At 60.3% G+C, this 20,049-nt stretch carries 13 protein-coding genes and 1 pseudogene; 5 read left to right on the top strand and 9 right to left on the bottom strand.

The features are described from left to right. Both ACVWY9_RS12240 and ACVWY9_RS12235 read right to left on the bottom strand, forming a co-directional pair. On the bottom strand, nucleotides 1–2,406 hold the full coding sequence (locus ACVWY9_RS12240; protein WP_457388612.1) for a hypothetical protein: 2,406 nt from the start codon (nucleotides 2,404–2,406) through the stop codon (nucleotides 1–3). Nucleotides 2,407–2,726: 320 nt separating this feature from the next. Beyond that, nucleotides 2,727–3,650, bottom strand: a pseudogene (locus ACVWY9_RS12235) (IS630 family transposase). A gap of 178 nt (nucleotides 3,651–3,828) precedes the next feature. Between ACVWY9_RS12235 and ACVWY9_RS12230 the strand changes: the two are divergent. From ACVWY9_RS12230 to ACVWY9_RS12220, 3 genes are all read left to right on the top strand, one after another. Then, nucleotides 3,829–3,996 carry a hypothetical protein gene (locus tag ACVWY9_RS12230; RefSeq protein WP_083757636.1) on the top strand — a complete coding sequence of 56 codons (168 nt, stop codon included), beginning with the start codon at nucleotides 3,829–3,831 and terminating at the stop codon, nucleotides 3,994–3,996. A gap of 95 nt (nucleotides 3,997–4,091) precedes the next feature. Then, nucleotides 4,092–6,338: a single-stranded-DNA-specific exonuclease RecJ gene (gene recJ, locus ACVWY9_RS12225; RefSeq protein ID WP_457388610.1), complete on the top strand. Its 2,247-nt coding sequence runs from the start codon at nucleotides 4,092–4,094 to the stop codon at nucleotides 6,336–6,338. Between the two features lie 164 nt (nucleotides 6,339–6,502). Next, nucleotides 6,503–9,802, top strand: a complete 3,300-nt coding sequence (locus tag ACVWY9_RS12220) for an AAA family ATPase (protein ID WP_457388608.1) — start codon at nucleotides 6,503–6,505, stop codon at nucleotides 9,800–9,802. A gap of 5 nt (nucleotides 9,803–9,807) precedes the next feature. Here ACVWY9_RS12220 and ACVWY9_RS12215 read toward each other — a convergent pair whose 3' ends face one another. The 6 genes from ACVWY9_RS12215 to ACVWY9_RS12190 form a co-directional block, all read right to left on the bottom strand. Next, complete coding sequence (locus ACVWY9_RS12215) at nucleotides 9,808–10,269, bottom strand: GerW family sporulation protein (protein WP_457388606.1); 462 nt, start codon at nucleotides 10,267–10,269, stop codon at nucleotides 9,808–9,810. A 29-nt stretch (nucleotides 10,270–10,298) separates the two neighbouring features. Then, on the bottom strand, nucleotides 10,299–10,562 hold the full coding sequence (locus ACVWY9_RS12210) for a DUF2973 domain-containing protein (protein ID WP_011432739.1): 264 nt from the start codon (nucleotides 10,560–10,562) through the stop codon (nucleotides 10,299–10,301). Continuing rightward, a complete protein-coding gene (locus tag ACVWY9_RS12205; RefSeq protein WP_457388604.1) occupies nucleotides 10,562–10,873 on the bottom strand; it encodes a DUF2605 domain-containing protein in 312 nt (103 codons plus the stop codon). The genes ACVWY9_RS12210 and ACVWY9_RS12205 overlap by 1 nt, the downstream gene beginning before the upstream one ends. A gap of 50 nt (nucleotides 10,874–10,923) precedes the next feature. After that, nucleotides 10,924–12,420, bottom strand: a complete 1,497-nt coding sequence (locus ACVWY9_RS12200) for a cobaltochelatase subunit CobN (protein ID WP_457388602.1) — start codon at nucleotides 12,418–12,420, stop codon at nucleotides 10,924–10,926. 35 nt (nucleotides 12,421–12,455) lie between these two features. Continuing rightward, nucleotides 12,456–13,634: a transaldolase gene (locus ACVWY9_RS12195; protein WP_457388600.1), complete on the bottom strand. Its 1,179-nt coding sequence runs from the start codon at nucleotides 13,632–13,634 to the stop codon at nucleotides 12,456–12,458. A gap of 290 nt (nucleotides 13,635–13,924) precedes the next feature. Beyond that, nucleotides 13,925–14,878, bottom strand: a complete 954-nt coding sequence (locus tag ACVWY9_RS12190) for an RluA family pseudouridine synthase (RefSeq protein ID WP_414331111.1) — start codon at nucleotides 14,876–14,878, stop codon at nucleotides 13,925–13,927. A gap of 325 nt (nucleotides 14,879–15,203) precedes the next feature. On the opposite strand from ACVWY9_RS12190, the gene ppsA reads away from it, so the two are divergent. Together ppsA and ACVWY9_RS12180 are read left to right on the top strand one after the other, a co-directional pair. Then, entirely contained in the window at nucleotides 15,204–17,669 is a 2,466-nt protein-coding gene (ppsA, locus tag ACVWY9_RS12185; RefSeq protein ID WP_457388598.1) for a phosphoenolpyruvate synthase, read from the top strand. 81 nt (nucleotides 17,670–17,750) lie between these two features. Further along, entirely contained in the window at nucleotides 17,751–19,025 is a 1,275-nt protein-coding gene (locus tag ACVWY9_RS12180; protein WP_457388596.1) for a dihydrolipoamide acetyltransferase family protein, read from the top strand. Nucleotides 19,026–19,116: 91 nt separating this feature from the next. Here the strand turns inward: ACVWY9_RS12180 and lipA are convergent, their stop codons facing one another. Then, a complete protein-coding gene (gene lipA, locus ACVWY9_RS12175) occupies nucleotides 19,117–20,010 on the bottom strand; it encodes a lipoyl synthase (protein WP_457388594.1) in 894 nt (297 codons plus the stop codon). Nucleotides 20,011–20,049: the final 39 nt, after the last annotated feature.

Here is a 20,049-nt window from a genome sequence, read left to right as displayed (position 1 = left end):
TCAGCATCCGCTGGCAGAAGCTGGCAGGAAATGTTTGCGAAAATACTGCAGCGTCTCCGGTCGCAATAACCCCCGCTCCACCAAGGGATCCCCCCAGTGGGGCGAAGATTCATCCATCGGCGGCAAGGACTCCAGCACTTCAGCAGCCAACAAGTCGGCAGCCTTGAGGAACTCTCCCACCGTGCGGCACCCCGACAAACGGGCAGAATACCCCCCATCCGCAAAGAACTTGAAAGTGCTATGCCTCCGGCACCCTACCGGGAACCGCACCGCTAATGCGACCGTGGTTGCCTTCAGGCCGGTACACTCGCCAATGACCGCGGTTAGCTTGCCCCCCGACTGTTGCCAGCGGCTGAGGATGTCTTGGATCTGGGGCCGATCCAGCAAGCCCGCTGCCTGCAAGTTTTGGAACAGATGCCTGGCCCAGGGGGTGAGTTCCGCCAGCAAAGGATCCGTCGGCGTGTCCTCAGGATTGGCGGGAAGCTCCCCGGCATCGGTCGCAGGTTCCTCCAGTCTCCTCGTAAGGACTGCGTTTCGCTCACGCGAACGTGCTGGCTCATCTTTGGCGGTTGAACCAGAGAAGTTGGCTGCTCTCAACTGGGCTTGGGCTGCTTCGGCGATCAGCTTTTGCTGTTCGTAACTCACCTGCAGCAGACGGTTGCGATTCTGCTCAATCTTGAGGTTCTCCTGTAAAGTCTCCAAGCTCTGTCGGTAGGCCGCTAGCAGCTCTCGCGCGTCTCGCAGTTCCACCGTCAAGTTGGCCTGCTGCTGTTGAAGGGCGCTGAGGCGGGATCCCATCGTTTTCAGTTGTTGTTGAGCTTGCTCCAAGGCTTCTTGGCGGGCTTGCAGGGATCCCTCCAGTTGGACAATGCGCTGGTCGGCCTCGGCCCGTTCTGCCCTGAGCTGGTGGATCAGGGCTTGGCTCTGCTGCAGTTGCTCCTCCAGTTGAGCAAGGTGCGCTTCGTAGTCACGGTTGGCTGCCATCAGCTGTGCTATTTCCGCTTGCAGTTGTTGTAGCTGCGCCTGTAAGCTTTCCACCTGCTCTGGGGGAACATAGCCGGAAAGCCGCGCCATTTGGGCCTCGTGCTCTTGCTGTAGCTGGGCGTAGCGCTCTTGCCACATCTGCAAAGCGGCCCTCAGCTCCGCAATCTGTTGCTCCAAGGCGGCAACCTGCTCTGGCCAGAAGGAATCCAGATGCCGGGATAGAGCAGCCTCTGACTCTGCAGCTTGCTGGGCAAGTTGGGCCTGCAACTGATCCCGCTCCGATCGGAGCTGCTGGATTTGATGAAGCGCTGCCTCCAATTGGGCGCGTAGGTCAGCCACAACGCTGCTGGGCACCGAGTCCAACCGGCGTTTCTGCAGAATCTGGATTTGCTCTTGCAACTGCTCCAGTTCCGACTGATAGCAATCTCGCTGGGTTTGCAACTGCCGCTGCGCCTTCTGCTCGGCAGCGCGGGCAAGGGCCAGCTCCGTTTCTAGACGTTGCAGTTGTTCCCGCCAAACCCGCAAATCCTGCTGCAGCGTAGCCTGGTGCTGGAGCTCCGCCTGCTGGAGACGAATGGTGGCTTCCAGTTTTTGAATGCGCTGCTGATACTGGTTTTGAAAATCGGCAATCTGCTGGTTCATGTTGGCCAGGATCCGATCCCATTCCTGTTCCTGGAGCTCGATTTGTAGCCGCAAGGCTTCCACTTGCTTGCGGTAGTCAGCCAAGGTGGCCGGTTGAGGCTCATCGGCAAAGGGATCCGAGGCTGCCGCGGCTAATGTTCCAGGGATGGAATCTCCCCCAGCCGCAGATTCAAGACTCGGCGGCTGAACCGTACTCTCTCTCCTGGCCTCTTCGGGTACAGCCAAATCCTGGGCCAGAGCTTCTCGGCCAGGAGTTGCCGCTCTTTGGGGGGTAAGCTGAACCTCGGGTTTGGGATCCCTGGCCAAAAATGGCTGCAGTGCTTCCCACGCATTGGGGGAAGCCATCCGTTGCAGTTGCACCTGGACATCCAAGGCGCGATCCAAAATGGCGGGCTGTACCCAACCTTTCCAGGTGAGGATTTCCCCCAATTTCCGCCCATAGCGACGCTGTTGAGCCAGAGCAACCCGCAATTGCTCGAAATCCAAATGGCCCAGCGCCACCAAAATCTCTCCTAGAGAAAGGGACTGGCTGGGCAGGAAGCGGTAGAGATCAGCCAGAGTGAGCCAGCCGCGCTCGAGACACACTTCTCCCAACTTGAGGTGGTTTTGCTGTTGCTCTCGCAGAGCCTGAGCCAACTGGGATTGGGAGATCAGACCCGCCCGCAGCAGACGCTGTCCCAGCGGTAAGCTCGACTCAGCCTCACCGTCAGCAGCACCCCGCCCCTCCAGAAAGGGGAATGGGGTAGAGCCACTCTGGGAGGAAGAGGAGCGCGGAGGCATCAATAAAGTTCCCAGTTTAGGACTGTGTTGTTGCTGTACTTTAGCTTATCGCCCCTCAGGATAAAGCACAAAGAGATGCCAACGCCACATTGACCAGAAAACTGGGTTACAAGCCCCGCCCTTTATGACGGCTTCTTGATACAGTAACTGCGAACTCCGCCAGCTTGTTCGCCTGCGGCGGCACTGAGTGCTTCGTGGTGCAGTACCTCTTACTAGAGGGACATTAGAGGGACAAAGTATCTGGGAGTCTCTTCCCAGTAATTAGGGCGGCGGCATCCCTCTTCGTGCATAGGGATGGAGCAGTACAGCCTGTTAAGGAATCAAGGGGCACAGTAGCAACACCTAGCAAACCAACTTCGGAAGCAGAATGGATTGATGAGTAGTCAAGAGGTCTCTGCTATCTGCTCCATCCCATACTTCCCGGCTCTGGAAAACTGCCGGATAAAAGGCTTCAATACCGACCACATCCTCTCAATCGGATTCAACTCTGGTGCATACACAGGCAGGTCTATGATCCGCGCACCTGTTCCTTGAATCAAACCCTCCACTTCCGAACTCTAATCACCACCTTCCGCGCATCCAGTTCCGGACATGAGTCACTTTGCAAAAACTCCAGAAAATTGCTCTTCCGCATTCCACCCTTGATAACACAACAGCCTACTGCCTCTCTCCAGGAAATAGCTTCAATAATCTTATGTTTTTTCCCTTTGCATCTCTGACGGTAACTGTAAGCTCTTTGACTGCGTAAACTCCGAGATACCCCTCCGTTCCATTGCCTCTCACACCCTTGTCTGGTCTAGAATAGCTATATCTTCCACTGGTATATTCTTGACTTCTTAGCTATAGGCTAATTGTTGCCTTTGCACCTCCTCTTCTCTGATTTTTACACTGCGGTAATTCTTTTTTAGCGTCATTCCTCGCTTTTTTAAAAAGTTGTCTATCGTAACAGCACTCACATCAGTATCCAGTTGCTCTCGTAGCAGTTCTTGATACTACCACGGATAATAGTTCAGGCGCCTTTCAATGACCGTCATAACTTCTTGCCGGTGTTGTTCCAGAATACCTACTCGCTTTGTGCCGACTTTCTTGGGGGATAAATCCTGAGTTTGTTGATACTGATGCACCCAGTGGTGCAGTGTTCTTTGGGTTACCATGAACTGTTCCGCTACCTGGCGAGTGGAGGTCTTGCCTGCCTGATAAGCTGCCACAACTCTTTGGGATAAATCTAACAAATAGACTGGTATATATCTCTCTTTTCTCTCGGATACTTGTATCCTAATTCATAGGCTGTAATCGGTGAAGTGCCAAAAATGATTCTGATTCTTGTTTCAGCATCGTTGCCGAGCAACCGCTAGGGTGTAGAGACGCGGATCTTCGACAAGAGGATCCCTAGGAAAAAACGAGAAAGAAGGAGAGAAAATCATGTCTGCCAGCACCCTTGTCCGTTGCGCCTGTGAACACTGCAACTGCAGCTTCGAGAGCAGCCAAGGCTATCGCTACGAAGGTCAACTCTACTGCAGCGAAGCCTGTGCCACCCACAATCACGAGCACCCTTCCGCTTGTTGTGTGGCTTCCCACTGCTGTCAATAAGCAGGTCACCAGGCCTTCTTGGGGATCCCAAGCTGCTTTTCTCCCCAGGCAGTTTTTGATAGGCTCCTAGGAACCTTTATCCCTGTCGAGCTTGCATGGAATACCGCTGGGAGCTGCTGCCCACTCCCCCCCAGTTCAATCCGCAACTGAGCCGGGAATATGGCAAGTATGCGGCCAAGGTGATGGCTCTGCGGGGTCTGCACACCTGGGAGCAGGCGCAGGCCTTCGTGGATCCCGAACACTATTCCCCCACACCACCAGCATCCCTGCCGGATCTGGAGCGGGCGGTGGCGCGGCTGCTGCAGGCACGGGAAAGGGAAGAGACCCTGTGCATTTGGGGGGACTTTGACTGCGATGGTGTCACCAGTACCAGTCTCCTGCTCTCGGCGTTACAACCCTTGGGCTTCCGAGTCCAGTTCTCCATACCGCTGCGCAGCACCGAGGGGTACGGGCTCAATCCTCAACGGCTACAGCAGGTGCTGGCCCAGGGCTGCCAAGTGATCCTGACGGTGGATTGCGGGGTGGGCAATGCTGCCGAAATTGCCATGGCCCAAGCCCAGGGGGTGGACGTGATCGTGACGGATCACCACATGCTGCCGGATCCCTTGCCCGCTGCCTATGCGGTGGTCAACCCCTTGCGATTGCCGGCTGAACATCCGCTGCGCTTCTTGCCGGGGGTGGGAGTGGCCTACAAGTTGGCGGAGGCGCTCTACCAAGCCCTAGGGATCCCTGGTGTCGAGCAGCACCTGGATCTGGTGGCGGTGGGAATTGTGGCCGATGTGGCGGTGTTGCAGCGGGAGTGCCGCTACTTGGTGCAGCGGGGCCTGCCGGTGCTGGCCAGTACGCAGCGCCCGGGGTTGCGAGCTCTGCTGGCCCAGGTTAGCAACGGCCAGCTCCAGAGGTCGCCGACAGCCCAGGATATTGCTTTTCGCATCGCCCCCAAGTTGAACGTCATTGGCCGCTTGGAAGACGCCAGCTTAGCAGTGGAGCTGCTGACCACCTCCGATCCAGAGCGGGCCCAGGCGCTGGTGCAACGGTTTGTTGCCCTTGACGAAGAGCGCCGGCAGCTCACCCAGCAAGTGATCCAAGAGGCCAGCCAACAGGTAGAGAGCTTGGATCTGACCCGGGAAGGAGCCATTGTTCTGGCGGAAGCCGGCTGGAACCCAGGGGTTCTGGGGATCGCGGCGGCGCGCTTGGTGGAGCAGTACCGCTGCCCGACGGTGTTGATCGCCAAAGACGAAGCGGCGGGACGGGGCTATGGGTCGGGCCGTTCCCTGCCAGGGGTGAACCTGGTGGAGGCCATCGAGGCCGTGCGCCCCCTGTTGCTGGGGGGAGGTGGACACCCTATGGCAGCCGGGATCCAAGTGGATCTGGCTTGCCTGGCCACTGTGCAACTGGCGTTGCAGCGGGAGCTGGCCGCGCGGGTTAGCCCGGATCAGCAGGCTCGCGCCTTGGCGGTGGAGATTATCCTCGACTGGGAGCTTCTGGCCTCTCAGGGCCGGGACGGGGTGGCAGAGCTGGATGAGGTGTATCGGCAGGTGCAGCTTCTGCAGCCCTTTGGGCACGGCAACCCCAACCCCGTCGTTGCCTTGATGAACTTCCGTCCCAATAGCTCCAACCTGGGAGTCTCCCGCAATGGCCGCCACCTCAAGTTTGAACTCCAAGGCTCGCCGGGATCCCGTACTCTGTGGTTTTGGCAGGCCGGAGAAGAGCTGGAGCGTTGGCAAAAATGCCAAGCTTTGGACATCGCCCTCCAGTTGGAAGCGGATGACCGGGGCAAACAGCCTTGGCAGGGCAAGGTGCTGGCAGTGCGCCCTTCGGGAGAGTGGCAGGCACCCACCCTTTCTGCTCCCCCCATAGAGATCCAAGATTTTCGGCAGAAACCCCTGCCGGATTCGCTGAAAGGGGCCATCTGTTACGACGGGCAGGAGGCCGAGAACCTTGTTCCACCACCAAAAGGGGCAAAGCTGGTGCTGGCCCGCTGGCCCTGGCTACCGGCGGACTTGGCCCAACTGCTGCAACAGGCACAGCCGCAAACGCTGATCCTGACTGCTTCTGGCCACCGCTGGGAGCAGATCCCCCAGCAGATTGCCCAACTGCAAGCGCTGTGGCAAGCAGGCCGACGGGATCCCGAGGATCTGGCTGCAGTAACTGGCTTTCCCCGGCAATGGCTGGCGGAACTGGACGGCCCGGAGCAGATCCCCACCTTGCTGATGGGCCGCCTTCAGGAATCCCAAGCCTTTCACCGCTGGCTGGACGAGGCCAGCCCCACCCAGATTGCCCAACTGTGTCAGCGGCTGCTGCGACCGGATCCCAGGCCAGCAGCTTATTCCCAAAAGTAGGGGCATCTCCCAAGCGCTCTGCGCCACCAACGCGACCCCAAAAAGTAGGTAAGACTTGGGATCCTGCCAAGAACTTCAAGATGCTCCGCACCGCTGACGCGATACTCTGGATTAAATAATTCAACCCCATTTTTTCTGGCAACCAGAGCCCCTCAGAGTTTTCCGTGATCCCGGTTCGCCTAACCTTGCACAATTTTCTCTGTTACGCTCACGCCGTTTTGGATCTGCGCGGGATCCACACCGCCTGTATCTGTGGCCCCAATGGGGCAGGCAAGTCTGCCCTGCTCGATGCCCTCACCTGGGGCCTCTGGGGGCAAAGCCGGGCCAGCAACGATAGCGATCTCATCCGCAAGGGGGCCAGCGAAGCCTGGGTAGAGGTGATCTACCGCTCCCGAGGACAAACCTACCGCATCCTGCGCAGCCGTCATCTATCGGGCGAGGGATCCCTGGAGTGGCAAATTCAAACCGGAGAAACCGACGGCCAACCTCGCTGGCGTAGCTTGACCCGCCGCGGCATGCGCGCCACCCAACAGGCCATTCAAAGTCAGCTCAGCCTCGACTACGAGACCTTTATTCACTCTGCCTATCTGCGACAAGGACAAGCGGATGCCTTCACCCTGAAGCGTCCTGGCGAGCGCAAGCAAATTTTGGCCGACATGCTCAAGCTGGGGCAGTACGATCTGCTGGCCGAGCGCTGTCGGGAACGGGCACGCAGCGCCAAGCTCAAAGCCGATCTGCTCCAAGAGCGCCTGCAGCAGCTCGACCAACAACAGGCCCACCTTGGCCAAATCCAAGCCGAACTGAAGCAACTCCAACAACAGCAAACCCATCTGCAGCAACTCCTAGCCCAGCAACAGCAGGAATTGCAAGCCCTAGAGCGCCTCTACGAACATCACCGCACCTTGCAGGAACGCCATCACCACCTCACCCAACACTTGCAAAAGCTCGGCACCAACCTACAGCACACCGAGCAACAGTGGCGTGCCCAGCGACAGCACCTGCTCCAGTTGGAAGAGCTGATCGCCCAGAGTGAAGACATCCTGGCGGGTTACGAACGCTACCAAGCCCTGATGGCCCAAGATCGCCATCTCCACCACCTCTTCGAGCAACAGCAGCATCTGCTCCAAGAACGCCAAAAGCTGCAAGCCCAGCAAGCAGAGCAGCAACAGCAGCAACTGCGCAAGATGCAACGGCTGCAACAGGAGTTGGCCACCTGCCAAGCCCAGGCCCAAGCCGATGCCCAATTGCTGGCAGAACAGGAGCGCATCGAAATCGGCCTGCGCCACTACCAGCAAGCTCAAGAGCGTCTCCAGGCCCTGAACCAAGCCCAAGCTCAAGCCGCCGTCCTTCTCCAGCAGCAACAGCATTGGCAAGAGCAAATCCGCCGCGAGCGGGAACGCCTGCAAGCCCGCGTTCAGCTTCTCAGCCAGCAACTACAAAGCCGGGAAACTCTAGCCCAGCAGCAGCAGCACCTGGAGCAGAAAATTGCCGAAGGAGAGGCCGCCTTGGCAGAGCTGGAGCGACGGCGTCTCTACCAGCAGCAGGTGTTGGAAAAAGTCCAAGAACGACGGCTGTTCGTGCAAAAGCTCCAGGAACGCCAGCGGGTTCTCCAGCAACAGTGGCAACAGGAAGAAGAACGCTGCCGCCTGCTGGTGACCACCTGGGAGGAAGGTCAAGAGGTGTTTTCCGCTCAAAGTGCTCCGCGCAGCGAACGAGATCAGGTCACCCCCACTTTGGCGAGAGTGACGGCCCTTGTCGAGGAGACAGCAGAACAAGAGGAGGGATCCCCGGCCCTATCTTCCGCCGGTCAACCTGCCGAGTCATCCCCCGCAACGCCAACACCAGAGCCGCAGGGATCCGGCTTTATGGCTCCGCAACGCCGTCGCCACTGGACTTGCCCCCTCTGCGCCCGTCCCCTCAGCCTGCGCCTGCGGGATGTGGTGCTGAAAAAACACCGCGAGCGTCAAGAGGAAATTGCCGGCGAACTGTTTGTTATCCGCGAACAACTGGCGGTGGCCGACCGGGAGATCGAACTCTTGCAAGAAGAATACCGCCGTCTTAGCCAAGAACTGGCCACTTGGGATGAGCGCCTGCACCTTCAAGGGCGATTGCAACAGCAGTGGGAAGCCGAGCAGGAGCGCTGTCGGCAAATCCAGCTCTGGCAAGCAGAGGCGGCAGAGTTGAGGGAAATCCTTGACCGGGAAGCTTACGCTCAAGAAGCTCGGCAACAGCTCCAGCAGATCCAGCAGGCCCTGCACCAACTGGGCTATGACGAGCGCGAGCACGCCCTACAACGGGGAGAACTGGAGCGCTGGCGCTGGGCCCTGGGCCGCTCTCAAGAACTCCGCAAGGCCCAAGAGCGCCGCTCTCGCCTCTGCGAGCAAATCGCATCTCTACAGGCACAACTGGAAACCCTGCAACAGGTGGGATCCAAGGACTCCGGCCCGCTAGCGCGATCGGATTCTCCCCTGGCGGAGCGGTTGGCTCAGGTGGAACAGGCGTTAAACCACCTGGGCTACGATGGATCCCTGCACCAGCAGGTGAAAGCCGAACTGGCCCAAGCGCAACTCTGGCCGGTGCGCCTGCAAGCCCTACAGGTGGCCCGCCAGGAACTGCCGGAGGTGGCAGCCCGCACCCAAGCCTTATCCCAACGCCTACAGGAAAGCCGCCAGCACTTTGCCCAGGCCACCCAAGAGTTGGAACGGCTTCAGCAACAACTGGCGGAGCATCCCGAGGTTTTGCCTGCTCAGCTGGAAGGGATCCGCCAAACCCTGCGGGAGCACCGCCGGCGGCTGGATGAGGTGCTGTCTCAGATAGGGGCCGCCCAACAACGGCTACAACAGGCGGTTCAACAGCAGGCGGAACAGGCCGAGCTGGAACAGCAACTGCAACAGGCCCGCCGCCAGCAGCAGGTGTACCAAGAGCTGGCCAATGCCTACGGCCGCAACGGCATCCCCGCCCTGATCGTCGAAAATGTCCTGCCCGAGCTGGAAGCCCAGGCCAACCAGATCCTGGCCCGCCTGACCCAACACCGCCTGCACCTGCAATTGGTTACCCAGCGCTCCGGGCGACGCTATTGCTCACCGGCCAAGCTGTCCTCCGTAGCGGGACGGAGTCCCTATGACACCCTCGACATCCTCATCGCCGATCCCCACGGCACCCGCCCCTACGAGACTTACTCCGGTGGAGAAGCCTTCCGCATCAACTTCGCCATTCGCCTGGCCTTGTCCCGCCTGCTCACCCAGCGCTCGGGATCCGACCTGCAAACCTTAATCATCGACGAGGGGTTTGGATCCCAGGATGCCACCGGGCGCGCCCAACTGCTGGCTGCCATCAACGCCATTGCCCCAGACTTTGCCTGCATCTTGGTGATTACCCACATCCCCAGCCTGCAGGATGCTTTCCCCCGCCGCATTGAGGTACAACCCTCTCCCCAGGGATCCCGCCTCTCCATTCGCGGCTAGTCCCTTCAGGAGTTGCCGGCACGATTTTGCAGCCACTGCTGCAACAGGGGCACCAGAGTCTCGCTGAGTTGGTTCCACTGGTCGGGCTTCTGGACGGTGGTCAGCAGCTCCACTCGCTCGCCTCGGATCACCAGAAAGCCAACTGGCTCGATGCGCACCCCACCCCCCGCTCCCCCGAACAGACTGGCCGGATCACCGCCGTTGCCGCGAAAGCCAGAAGCAGTTTTGCCGAAGTTGCCCCCTCCCCCACCCAAGCCAAAATGCAAGGACATGTAAGGGACAATAATCGTCTCACCAATAGTGATCGGCTGACCAAAGGTTTGTCCCGTTTCCGCCAAAACCTTCAGCTTGCCGAGCACCGCCTCCAGCACCGATTCCACGTTGAAGTCGGATCCCATCTCCGTTGACTCGCCCACCAGACGCTCGGGCAAATGGCGCGCAGTACCTTCCCAGGCTAGTGCAGCCACGCCCAAGAGAGAAAGCCCAAGAAACTCCCCTAATCTTCGTCCGGCGAGCCGGAATAGAGATCTTCCAAACGGCTGCGAGCTTCTTCCAAGCTGGCCGAGCGAATCACCAGTAGAGGCTCCTCGGTGAGGTTGCCATCTTCATCCAGCAGCTCTGGGTGAGGGATCCGCTTGCGGGCACGACGAGGAGAGGCCTTGCGCTCTTCCACGCCCAACGTGATGACATTGGCAACCAAGTTGCGCAGGGCCAAAAAGGCAATGGCCACAAAAGCGATGAGGTAGAGAATCTGCAGCATCACAGGTCAGAGGAGGGGTGAATCTGGCGAAATCGACGGCCCAATTCGGCACATTTCATCAGCAGGCGATGCCATTTTGCCATCAGCCCAGGGTCGATGCCAACCTCTTGATCGGACGCCTGATAAAGCGCTTCGGCCACCTGTAGCTCCGCTTGAGCGGCCAGAACCTGTTCCAGCAAGGACTGTTGCTCCTCTGGGCTGATCAATTCCAGGGTCTCTTCCTGCAAAAAGCGGCGAGAACGCTCAAACCAGTAGCGGTAGTCCTCCAACAGTGGCCCCAGAATCTCTCGCAACAGCTCAGATTTGCTCATGGCCTGGGATCCCTCCACAACTGGTTTGGATGAAAAAATCTTAGCAGAACTTAACCTTCTCTCGCCACGGGAGAGCGGGATTCCAGGTAGGCTTCCATCTCCAGCATCAGGGCTTCGATCTGAGGCAGCAATTCCAGGGCCTGCTCTTGCCAGTAGCCCCGCTGGTGGGCTTCCAGCAGCCGCTCGCTCATGTCCCGCAGCGCCCAGGGGTTGCGGGATCGCAGGAACTGCTGGACTTGGGGATCCAATAGGTAGGCGCGGGCCAGGCCGGCGTACATGAAATCCGGCACAGCATGGGTGGTGACGTCGTAGGCAAAGAGGTAGTCCAGGGTGGCAGCCATCTCGAAGGCGCCCTTGTAGCCGTGGCGCATCACGCCGGCAATCCACTTGGGGTTGATCACGCGGGCGCGATAGACGCGGTCAATTTCTTCGGCCAGGGTGCGGATCTTAGGGTTGTGGGGACGGGCGTGATCCCCGAAGTAAATCCGCGGGTTGCGGCCCTGGAGCGTTCGCACTGCCGCCACCATCCCCCCTTGAAACTGGTAGTAGTCATCGGAGTCCAGCAGGTCGTGCTCGCGGTTGTCTTGGTTGTGGAGCACAATTTGCAGGTGGGCCAATTGCCGCCGCAGGGCTTCGGGGGCCGGCTCTCCCTCGCCATCGGCCCGGTAGGCGTAGCTGCTCCAGTTGAGGTAGGCGCGGGCCAGATCCGCTTCTGTTTCCCAGTTTTGCGCCTCGATCAGCCCCTGTAGGCCGGCCCCGTAGGCCCCTGGCTTGGAACCGAAGATGCGCAGCCGCGCCCGCTCCGCCGCTGCTTGCGTTGGGATCCCTTGCTCCTGCCAGTACTGGGTATCGGCCAGCACGTGGGCCCGCAGGGGATTGTCGGCTTCTGGCTCCTCCAGGTCAGCCACGGCCTGCACGGCCCGGTCAAACAGGGCAATCAGATTGGGAAAGGCATCGCGAAAGAAGCCAGAAATGCGCAAGGTTACATCCACACGGGGGCGGCCCAAAACCGCTACAGGCAGGATCTCGATGTCCACCACCCGTCCTCCATCCCAGCGGGGTTTGACCCCCAAGAGCGCCAGGGCCTCGGCCCAATCGTCGCCGCCAGTTCTTAGAGTTGAAGTGCCCCAAACGGATAGGCCCAGGCGACGGGGATATTCCCCCTGCTCTTGCACGTAGCGCTCCACCAGCCGCTCGGCGGCCAGTGAGCCGACCTGCCAGGCGGTGGGGGTGGGGATGGCGCGAATGTCCACCGAGTAAAAGTTGCGCCCCGTGGGCAACACGTCCACTCGGCCTCGGGTGGGGGCGCCGGAAGGGCCGCTGGGCACATAGCCGCCCCCTAGCCCATGCAGCAGGTTCTCCGGCTCCTGGGGGGTTTGCTGCAGGCGCGGCAGCAGATCCGTCTCGATCCAATGCAGCACCTGCCTGGCTGCTGGCCCCGGCGGCGGATCGTAAGGGATCCCTTGCAGCCGCTGGGCAATCCACAGGCGGGCTTGCGCTTCCAGGGCGGCCACCCCGTCTCCGATGTGGCGAAAGTTCTCGCCCATAGACCTTGAGGTTTTCCCAGGCCGGCTGCCAGCGGCTAATTCTTCAGATAGACCGCCGCCCCTAGGCCGACCAACATTTCCTCAGGGGTAATTTTGCCATCTTGGTTGGTATCCAGGGCATCGAAAACGCGATCTGCCCCCATCCACTCCTCGCGGGTGATGAAGCCATCCCCATCCAGGTCGTAGAGGCGGAAGACATCCTGGGCGGCGTGGGTAATGGTTTCCTTGGCACCCTCCAGCTTCTGCAGCCGCTCGGTGAGCAGTTTTTCCAGCACCTCCAGCGCTTTGGAGAAGCCCTGGATCCCTTCTTCCAGCTTTTCTGAGGCCATGCGGTTTTCCCGGTGCATCTGGTCGAAGGTGGCTCTGTCCATCACCAGGCGGGGAATATCCATCTGCTTGGCTTTTTCTGGATCCAACTTGCGCTCCAGGTAACCCTCGGTGTTCTGCAGCTCCGCCAGCAAGGCGGGCGAGATGGTCAGGAGATCACAGCCGGCCAACTCGATGATCTCCCCGATGTTGCGGAAGCTGGCCCCCATCACCTCGGTCGGATAGTCGTATTTGCGCAGATAGTTGTAAATCTGGGTTACCGACTGCACCCCCGGATCTTCGGCAGGAGGGTAGCTCTCCCGGCCCGTGTGTTTCTTGTACCAATCCAAGATGCGGCCCACAAAGGGCGAGATCAGCTTCACCCCCGCTTCGGCGCAGGCGATGGCCTGGTGCAAGCCAAACAACAGGGTGAGGTTGCAATGGATCCCTTCTTTTTCCAGGATCTCGGCAGCCCGGATCCCTTCCCAAGTCGAGGCAATTTTAATCAGCACCCGCTTGGGATCCGCTCCTGCCGCCTTGTAGAGCTCGATCAAATGGCGGGCTTTGGCAACTGTGGCTTCTGTGTCGTAAGAGAGGCGGGCATCCACCTCTGTCGAGACCCGGCCAGGAATGATGGACAAAATGCGCACGCCAAAGGCCACGGCCAGTTGATCGATGGCGTGGGCCACCACGGTTTTGATGTCGGCTTTGGATCCCAGTTCTTGGCGGGCCTTGAGCAAGGTTTCATCGACAATGCCCTGGTACTGGGGCATTTGGGCAGCCGCTGTGATCAAAGAGGGATTGGTGGTGGCATCCTGCGGCTTAAAGCTCTCGATGGCGTTGATATCCCCCGTATCAGCCACCACGACAGTCATCTGTCGCAACTGCTCCAGCAAGCTCTTGCTCATGTTCGGCTCCTTGAGATTGCGCTACGCGCCGCTTCTGCGACCTAGTTTCAGTGTTACCCATCCACGCAAGGGATCCCAGCAGATGTGAGATTGTCTTAATTCTCTTCTCTGGCCGGGTTCACCCCCACGGGTGTGGGGACAACTGGGCATAATCGTTTCAAACAAGATGAAGACCCTTCGCCGCTGACCCTCACCCCTTGCGGGCGAGGGGAGCTGGGGATCAACCAACCAGCTGTTCCACAGCCGTTTGCAATGACCAGGCAAAGCAAGGGGGAAACCCCAGAGGCTGCCTAGCCCGCCTGGCTGCGCAACTGCCGCAAGAGCCGCTCAAACTCCTCCGGCAGGGGAGCGGTAAACTGCAGCGGCTGGCCTGTGCGCGGGTGAACAAAGGAGAGCTTCCAGGCATGGAGAGCTTGGCCGCCCAGCTTAACAGGGCTGGTTTTGCTCTGGGTGTAGAGGGGATCCCCGACAATGGGTAGGCGCATGTGGGCAGCATGCACCCGAATTTGATGGGTGCGCCCGGTCTCCAGCTCAAACTGCATCAGGGTGTAGTTGCCCAGCCGCTCCAACACTTGCCAGTGGGTTACCGCCACTCGCCCTTGGCCAGGGGTCAGGACGGCCATTTTCTGCCGATCCACCGGGTGCCTCCCAATGGGGGCAGAGACGGTGCCTTGGCTTTGGGCCGGCCGGCCAAACACCACCCCCAAGTAGATGCGCCGGGCGGTTTTGGCCTGGATCTGGGCTTGTAGGTGCTGGTGGGCCTGATCGTGTTTGGCAATCACCAGGGCACCAGTGGTGTCTTTGTCAAGGCGATGGACAATACCTGGACGCAGCTCGCCGTTGATGCCTGAAAGATGGGGGCAGTGGGCCAGCAGGGCGTGCACCAGGGTGCCACTGGCGTGGCCGGGGGCGGGGTGCACCACCAAACCGCGGGGCTTGTTGATCACAAGCAAATCGTCATCTTCGTAAAGAATGTCCAAGGGGATCGGCTCCGGCTGCAGGGCAGTCGGGGTGGCTGGCGGGATCCGCACCTCGACTTCATCCCCAGCTTGCAGGGGGCGATCCTTATCCCGGCAGGGCTGCCCATTGAGCCAAACCTGGCCCTGGCGGATAAGCTGCTGCAGGCGCGACCGCGACAGCTCCGGCAGTTGCTCTGCCAATCCTCGATCCAGCCGCAAGCCCTGCTGTTTTTCCGTCACCCTGATCTGGCGAATGTCTGCTGCAGCCTCCTTGTGGCCCTCCATGCCGTTGTTGCCCAAATTGCCTTCTTTGACCATTGTGGCAGCCCGGCTACTTTTGCACTGAGTAAAAAAGGTCGAAGATTTGCAGCAACTTCCGCAGGCAGGTGGTGGGGGGATCTGCCTTGTCTCATCGCCTTCTAAGCCTTCTTGGGGGGATCCCTGGGCAATTTTAAGGGGCAGAAAATCCTGACTAGAGTGAGGCTATGGCCCACCAAGAATGAGTTGGGCCGAGTGTTGGCATAGGAGAGCCGGGAGCGATCCCAAGCCGACAACACAGCACACCCCAGCAATTGGCGTTGGCTCAATGGATCTAAGAAGGAGGTAAGGCATGTCGGATGGAGCAACCAGGGGATCCCAGCTTCAGCAACCCTCTCAACCCCAGCTTGGCTCAGAGCCGCCTTTGGTCTTGCCCCTGACGGAGGTGGGGCTGCGGGACGTTGCCCAGGTGGGCGGGAAAAACGCCTCCTTGGGAGAAATGCTGCAGCAGCTCACCTCAAAGGGGATCCAGGTGCCGACAGGATTTGCCACCACCGCCCATGCGTATCGCCAGTTCATCGCCTCTGCGGGCCTAGAGGAGAAGTTGCAGGAGATTTTCAAAGACTTAGACATTGAGAATGTCCAAAATTTGCGCGAGCGGGGCAAGGCTGCCCGCACCTTGATCTTGCAAACTCCCTTTCCCCCTCAGCTAGAGCAGGCCATCGCCGAAGCCTACCAGAAGCTGTGCGAGCGCTACGGCCCCGACACCGATGTGGCGGTGCGCTCCAGTGCCACGGCAGAAGACTTGCCGGATGCCAGCTTTGCCGGCCAGCAGGAGACCTACCTGAACGTGCGTGGAGTGCGGGCAGTGCTCAATGCCTGTCACCACTGTTTTGCCAGCTTGTTTACCGACCGGGCCATCTCCTACCGCCAAATCAAGGGCTTTGACCACTTTCAAGTGGCCCTTTCGGTGGGGGTGCAGAAGATGGTGCGCTCCGACCTGGCCTGTTCGGGGGTGATGTTCTCCATCGACCCGGAAACCGGCTTCAAAGACGCAGTGCTGATCACCGCCGCCTATGGTCTGGGGGAAAACGTGGTGCAAGGGATCGTCAACCCCGATGAGTACGTGGTCTTCAAACCCACCCTCAAGCAGGGACTGCGCCCCATCCTCTCCCGCAAGCTGGGCAGCAAGGCCCTGAAGCTGGTCTACGACGAGGGGGGATCCCGTTCCACCAAAAACGTGGCCGTCCCCGAAAGCCTGCGCAAGCAATATGCCCTCAGGGATGAGGAAATCCTCAAATTGGCCCAGTGGGCCTGCCTGATCGAAGAGCACTACTCGGCGCTGCGGGGCCGCTTCACCCCCATGGACATCGAGTGGGCCAAAGATGGCCTCACCGGCGAGCTGTTTATCGTCCAGGCCCGCCCCGAAACGGTGCAGTCGCAAAAAGGGGCCAACCAGCTGACCACCTATCGCTTCACCCAGCCTGGGGCGCAGCCCGAGCCTCTGGTGCGGGGGCGGGCGGTGGGCGAGGCCATCGGCCAGGGTACAGCCCGCGTCATTTTGGATGTGCGCCGCTCGGATCAGTTTCAGGCCGGCGAGGTGCTGGTGACCGAAAAAACGGATCCCGACTGGGAGCCAATCATGAAAAAGGCCAGCGCCATCGTCACCAACCAGGGGGGCAGAACTTGCCATGCGGCCATCATCGCCCGCGAGCTGGGGATCCCGGCCATTGTTGGCTGCGGCAACGCCACGCAGGTGCTGCACTCTGGCGATCCCATCACCGTCTCCTGCGCTGAAGGGGAAGAAGGGCGGGTCTACCCGGGCCTGTTGCCCTATGAGGTGACGGAGATCCCGCTGGAGGAGCTGCCCCGTCCCCGCACCCAGCTGATGATGAATGTGGGCAACCCAGAAAAAGCCTTCGGCCTCAGCGGGATCCCTTGCGATGGCGTGGGGCTGGCGCGGCTGGAGTTCATCATTGCCAACCACATTCAGGTCCACCCGCTGGCTTTGCTCAACTACGAGCAGGCGGTGAAAGAGGAGCCGCGCCTGGCGGAGCTGACCGCCCAATATCCCGATAAGCCTGAATACTTTGTGGACAAGCTGGCCCAGGGGGTGGCCACCATTGCTGCCGCCTTTTACCCCAAGCCGGTGATCGTGCGGCTGTCGGATTTCAAGAGCAACGAGTATGCCCACCTGTTGGGGGGATCCCGCTACGAGCCCCACGAGGAAAACCCCATGATTGGCTGGCGGGGGGCCTCCCGCTACACGGATCCCCGCTACCGCGAGGGCTTTGCCTTGGAGTGCCGAGCCATGAAACGGGTGCGGGATGAGATGGGCCTGACCAACGTCATCTTGATGATCCCCTTCTGCCGCACGCCGGAAGAGGGACACAGGGTGCTGGAGGAGATGGCCCGCCATGGCCTGGTGCGGGGAGAAAACGGTCTGCAGGTGTACGTGATGTGTGAATTGCCCAGCAATGTTATCCTGGCCGACGCGTTTTGCCAGATCTTCGACGGCTTCTCCATCGGCTCCAACGACCTCACCCAGCTCACTCTGGGCCTGGATCGCGACTCAGCCCTGGTGGCCCACCTTTTTGACGAGCGCCACGAGGCCGTCAGGCGGATGATCGCCCAGGTGATCCAGACGGTGAAAAGCCATGGCCGCAAGATCGGCATCTGCGGGCAGGCCCCCAGCGACTACCCCGACTTCGCCCGCTTCCTGGTGCAGGCGGGGATCGATTCCATCAGCCTCAACCCCGATTCCCTGTTGAAAACCCTGCTGGTGGTGGCCGAAGCAGAAGCGGCTGGCACCCGGTGAGCCCAAAGCCGGCCCAGGGACGTGCGCGGGGATCCCGTCTCCTGAGTTACAATCTCTTCTGCTGTGTTCCCATCCCCATCGATGATCCACGAACTCTCCATGCCGGCCCTCAGCTCCACCATGGAAACGGGCAAGATCGTCACCTGGCTTAAGAACCCCGGCGACCGCGTGGAGAAAGGAGAAAACATCCTGGTGGTGGAGTCCGACAAAGCGGACATGGACGTGGAGTCCTTCCACAGCGGCATCCTGGCCAGTATCCTGGTGCCGGCAGGGGAATCAGCCCCGGTGGGCGCCCCCATTGCCCTGATTGCCGAAAGCGAAGCGGAAGTGGCCCAAGCTCAGGAAAAAGCCAAAGCCCTCGCTGCTGGCGTTACCCCTGCGGCTCCACCTAGCGCAGACCGCGCCTCTGCAGCTCAGCCGACAAGTCCTGCCCCTGCGGCAACCCCCACCTCTACACTGCCAAATGGATCGGATGGCGCCGGATCCCAGCGGGTCGTGGCTTCCCCGCGGGCGAAAAAATTGGCGGAAAGCCTGGGGATCGATCTGCGCACCGTGCGCGGCTCCGGCCCCAACGGTCGCATCATAGCCGAAGACGTGGAGCGGGCAGCGGCCCTTTCCGCTCCTGCAGTGGCTGCCCCCTCTGCCCCAGCCCCTACGTCCCCAACTCCTGCGGCTGTCCCCTTGGGAGAAACGGTTCCCCTCAGCACTTTACAAGCGGCGGTGGTGCGCAATATGAACGCCAGCCTTGGCGTGCCGGTGTTCCACGTCGGCTACACCATCACCACCGACAACTTGGATCAGCTGTACCAACAGGTAAAGCCTAAGGGGGTGACCCTGACGGCCCTTTTGGTCAAAGCGGTGGCCCTGACCCTGGAGAAGCATCCCCTTTTGAATGCCAGCTACACAGAAAACGGCATCCATTACAAATCGGATATCAACATCGCCGTGGCCGTGGCCATGGAGGATGGCGGGCTGATCACCCCTGTCCTAAAGCAAGCCAACCGGCTGGATCTGTATGAGATCTCCCGCCGCTGGAAGGATCTGGTGGAGCGGGCGCGGCGTAAGCAACTGCAGCCAGAGGAGTACACCAGCGGCACCTTCACCCTCTCCAACCTGGGCATGTTTGGGGTGGATCGCTTCGACGCCATTTTGCCGCCTGGCCAAGGGGCCATTTTGGCCATCGGCGCTTCTCGCCCCACGGTGGTGGCGACGCCGGAAAAAGCCATTGCCATCCGTTCCCAAATGCAGGTGAACCTCACCTGCGATCACCGTGTCATCTACGGGGCTCATGCGGCGGCTTTCCTGCAAGATCTGGCGCAGCTCATAGAGCACAAGGTGGGATCCCTGACGTTGTAGCCGCCCTGAAACCCGGCCTTGAGCCAATCTCAGAGTAGGGTTCTTCTCTCGCGCAACCCACAAGGTCGGGCAGCCGGCGAGGCCCCAGCGCTCAGGAGCTCCTCCTGGGAAAGCGCTGCATCAACTCTTGCACAGCCTCGGCATGGTAAGAGCTGCGGGTGAGAGGGGAGGACACCACCTGCAAAAAGCCCAGCTCTTCCCCCACCCGTCGCCAATGGTCGAACTCTTCGGGGGGAACGTAGCGCTCCACCGGCAGGTGTTTGGGGCTGGGCGCCAGGTATTGGCCGAGCGTGAGGATGTCACAACCCACCCGGCGCAGATCCCGCATCACCTGCAAGATCTCCTCGGCTGTCTCTCCCAGACCCAACATCACCCCCGACTTGGTGTACAGGCCGGGATCCCATTGCCGTGCCAACTCCAACAGTTTGAGGGAGCGCTCGTAGTTCCCTTGCGGGCGTACACGGCGATAGAGGCGGGGCACCGTTTCGGTATTGTGGTTGAGCACCGTCGGTCGGGCGGCCAAGATCTGCTGCAGCGCCTGCCAGTTACCACATAGGTCTGGGATCAAGACCTCGATGGTGGTCTGGGGCATGCGGCGGCGGATTTCCGCAATGCAGGCCACAAACTGGCCGGCTCCCCCATCGGGCAGGTCGTCCCGATTCACTGATGTAATTACCGCATGGCGCAACCCCAAGCGCTCCACTGCTTCCGCCACCCGCCGGGGTTCGGTGGCATCCAGGGGCAGGGGGCGTTTGGTGAAGTCGATATCACAGTAGGGGCAGGCGCGGGTACAGGCCGGGCCCATGATCAAAAAGGTGGCGGTGCCGTTGGCGAAGCACTCCCCCAGGTTGGGACAGGAAGCCTCTTCGCAAACCGTGTTTAGGCCCAAGTCCCGCAGCAGTTGCTGGACGGATCCCACCCGTTGAGGGGCCTTGGCCCGCAGCCAGGAGGGTTTGCCGCCAGGAGAAGAAGAAACAACGGTCAAAGAAGTGCTCCAACACAAAACAGCAGCGACGGTATCACT

It is taken from the genome of Thermostichus sp. OS-CIW-31, from assembly GCF_054060305.1.
The sequence above is the reverse complement of the archived record's forward strand: the minus strand, read 5'-3'. Positions and strand labels throughout refer to the sequence as shown.

Excerpts from the sequence above, each read along its gene's own strand:
- ACVWY9_RS12230 (WP_083757636.1), top strand. The coding sequence starts at position 3,829 with ATGTCTGCCAGCACCCTTGTCCGTTGCGCCTGTGAACACTGCAACTGC.
- recJ (WP_457388610.1), top strand. The coding sequence starts at position 4,092 with ATGGAATACCGCTGGGAGCTGCTGCCCACTCCCCCCCAGTTCAATCCG.
- ACVWY9_RS12190 (WP_414331111.1), bottom strand. The coding sequence starts at position 14,878 with ATGGAGGGCCACAAGGAGGCTGCAGCAGACATTCGCCAGATCAGGGTG.
- ACVWY9_RS12205 (WP_457388604.1), bottom strand. The coding sequence starts at position 10,873 with ATGAGCAAATCTGAGCTGTTGCGAGAGATTCTGGGGCCACTGTTGGAG.
- ACVWY9_RS12200 (WP_457388602.1), bottom strand. The coding sequence starts at position 12,420 with ATGGGCGAGAACTTTCGCCACATCGGAGACGGGGTGGCCGCCCTGGAA.
- ACVWY9_RS12210 (WP_011432739.1), bottom strand. The coding sequence starts at position 10,562 with ATGCTGCAGATTCTCTACCTCATCGCTTTTGTGGCCATTGCCTTTTTG.
- ACVWY9_RS12195 (WP_457388600.1), bottom strand. The coding sequence starts at position 13,634 with ATGAGCAAGAGCTTGCTGGAGCAGTTGCGACAGATGACTGTCGTGGTG.
- ACVWY9_RS12180 (WP_457388596.1), top strand. The coding sequence starts at position 17,751 with ATGATCCACGAACTCTCCATGCCGGCCCTCAGCTCCACCATGGAAACG.
- ppsA (WP_457388598.1), top strand. The coding sequence starts at position 15,204 with ATGTCGGATGGAGCAACCAGGGGATCCCAGCTTCAGCAACCCTCTCAA.
- ACVWY9_RS12240 (WP_457388612.1), bottom strand. The coding sequence starts at position 2,406 with ATGCCTCCGCGCTCCTCTTCCTCCCAGAGTGGCTCTACCCCATTCCCC.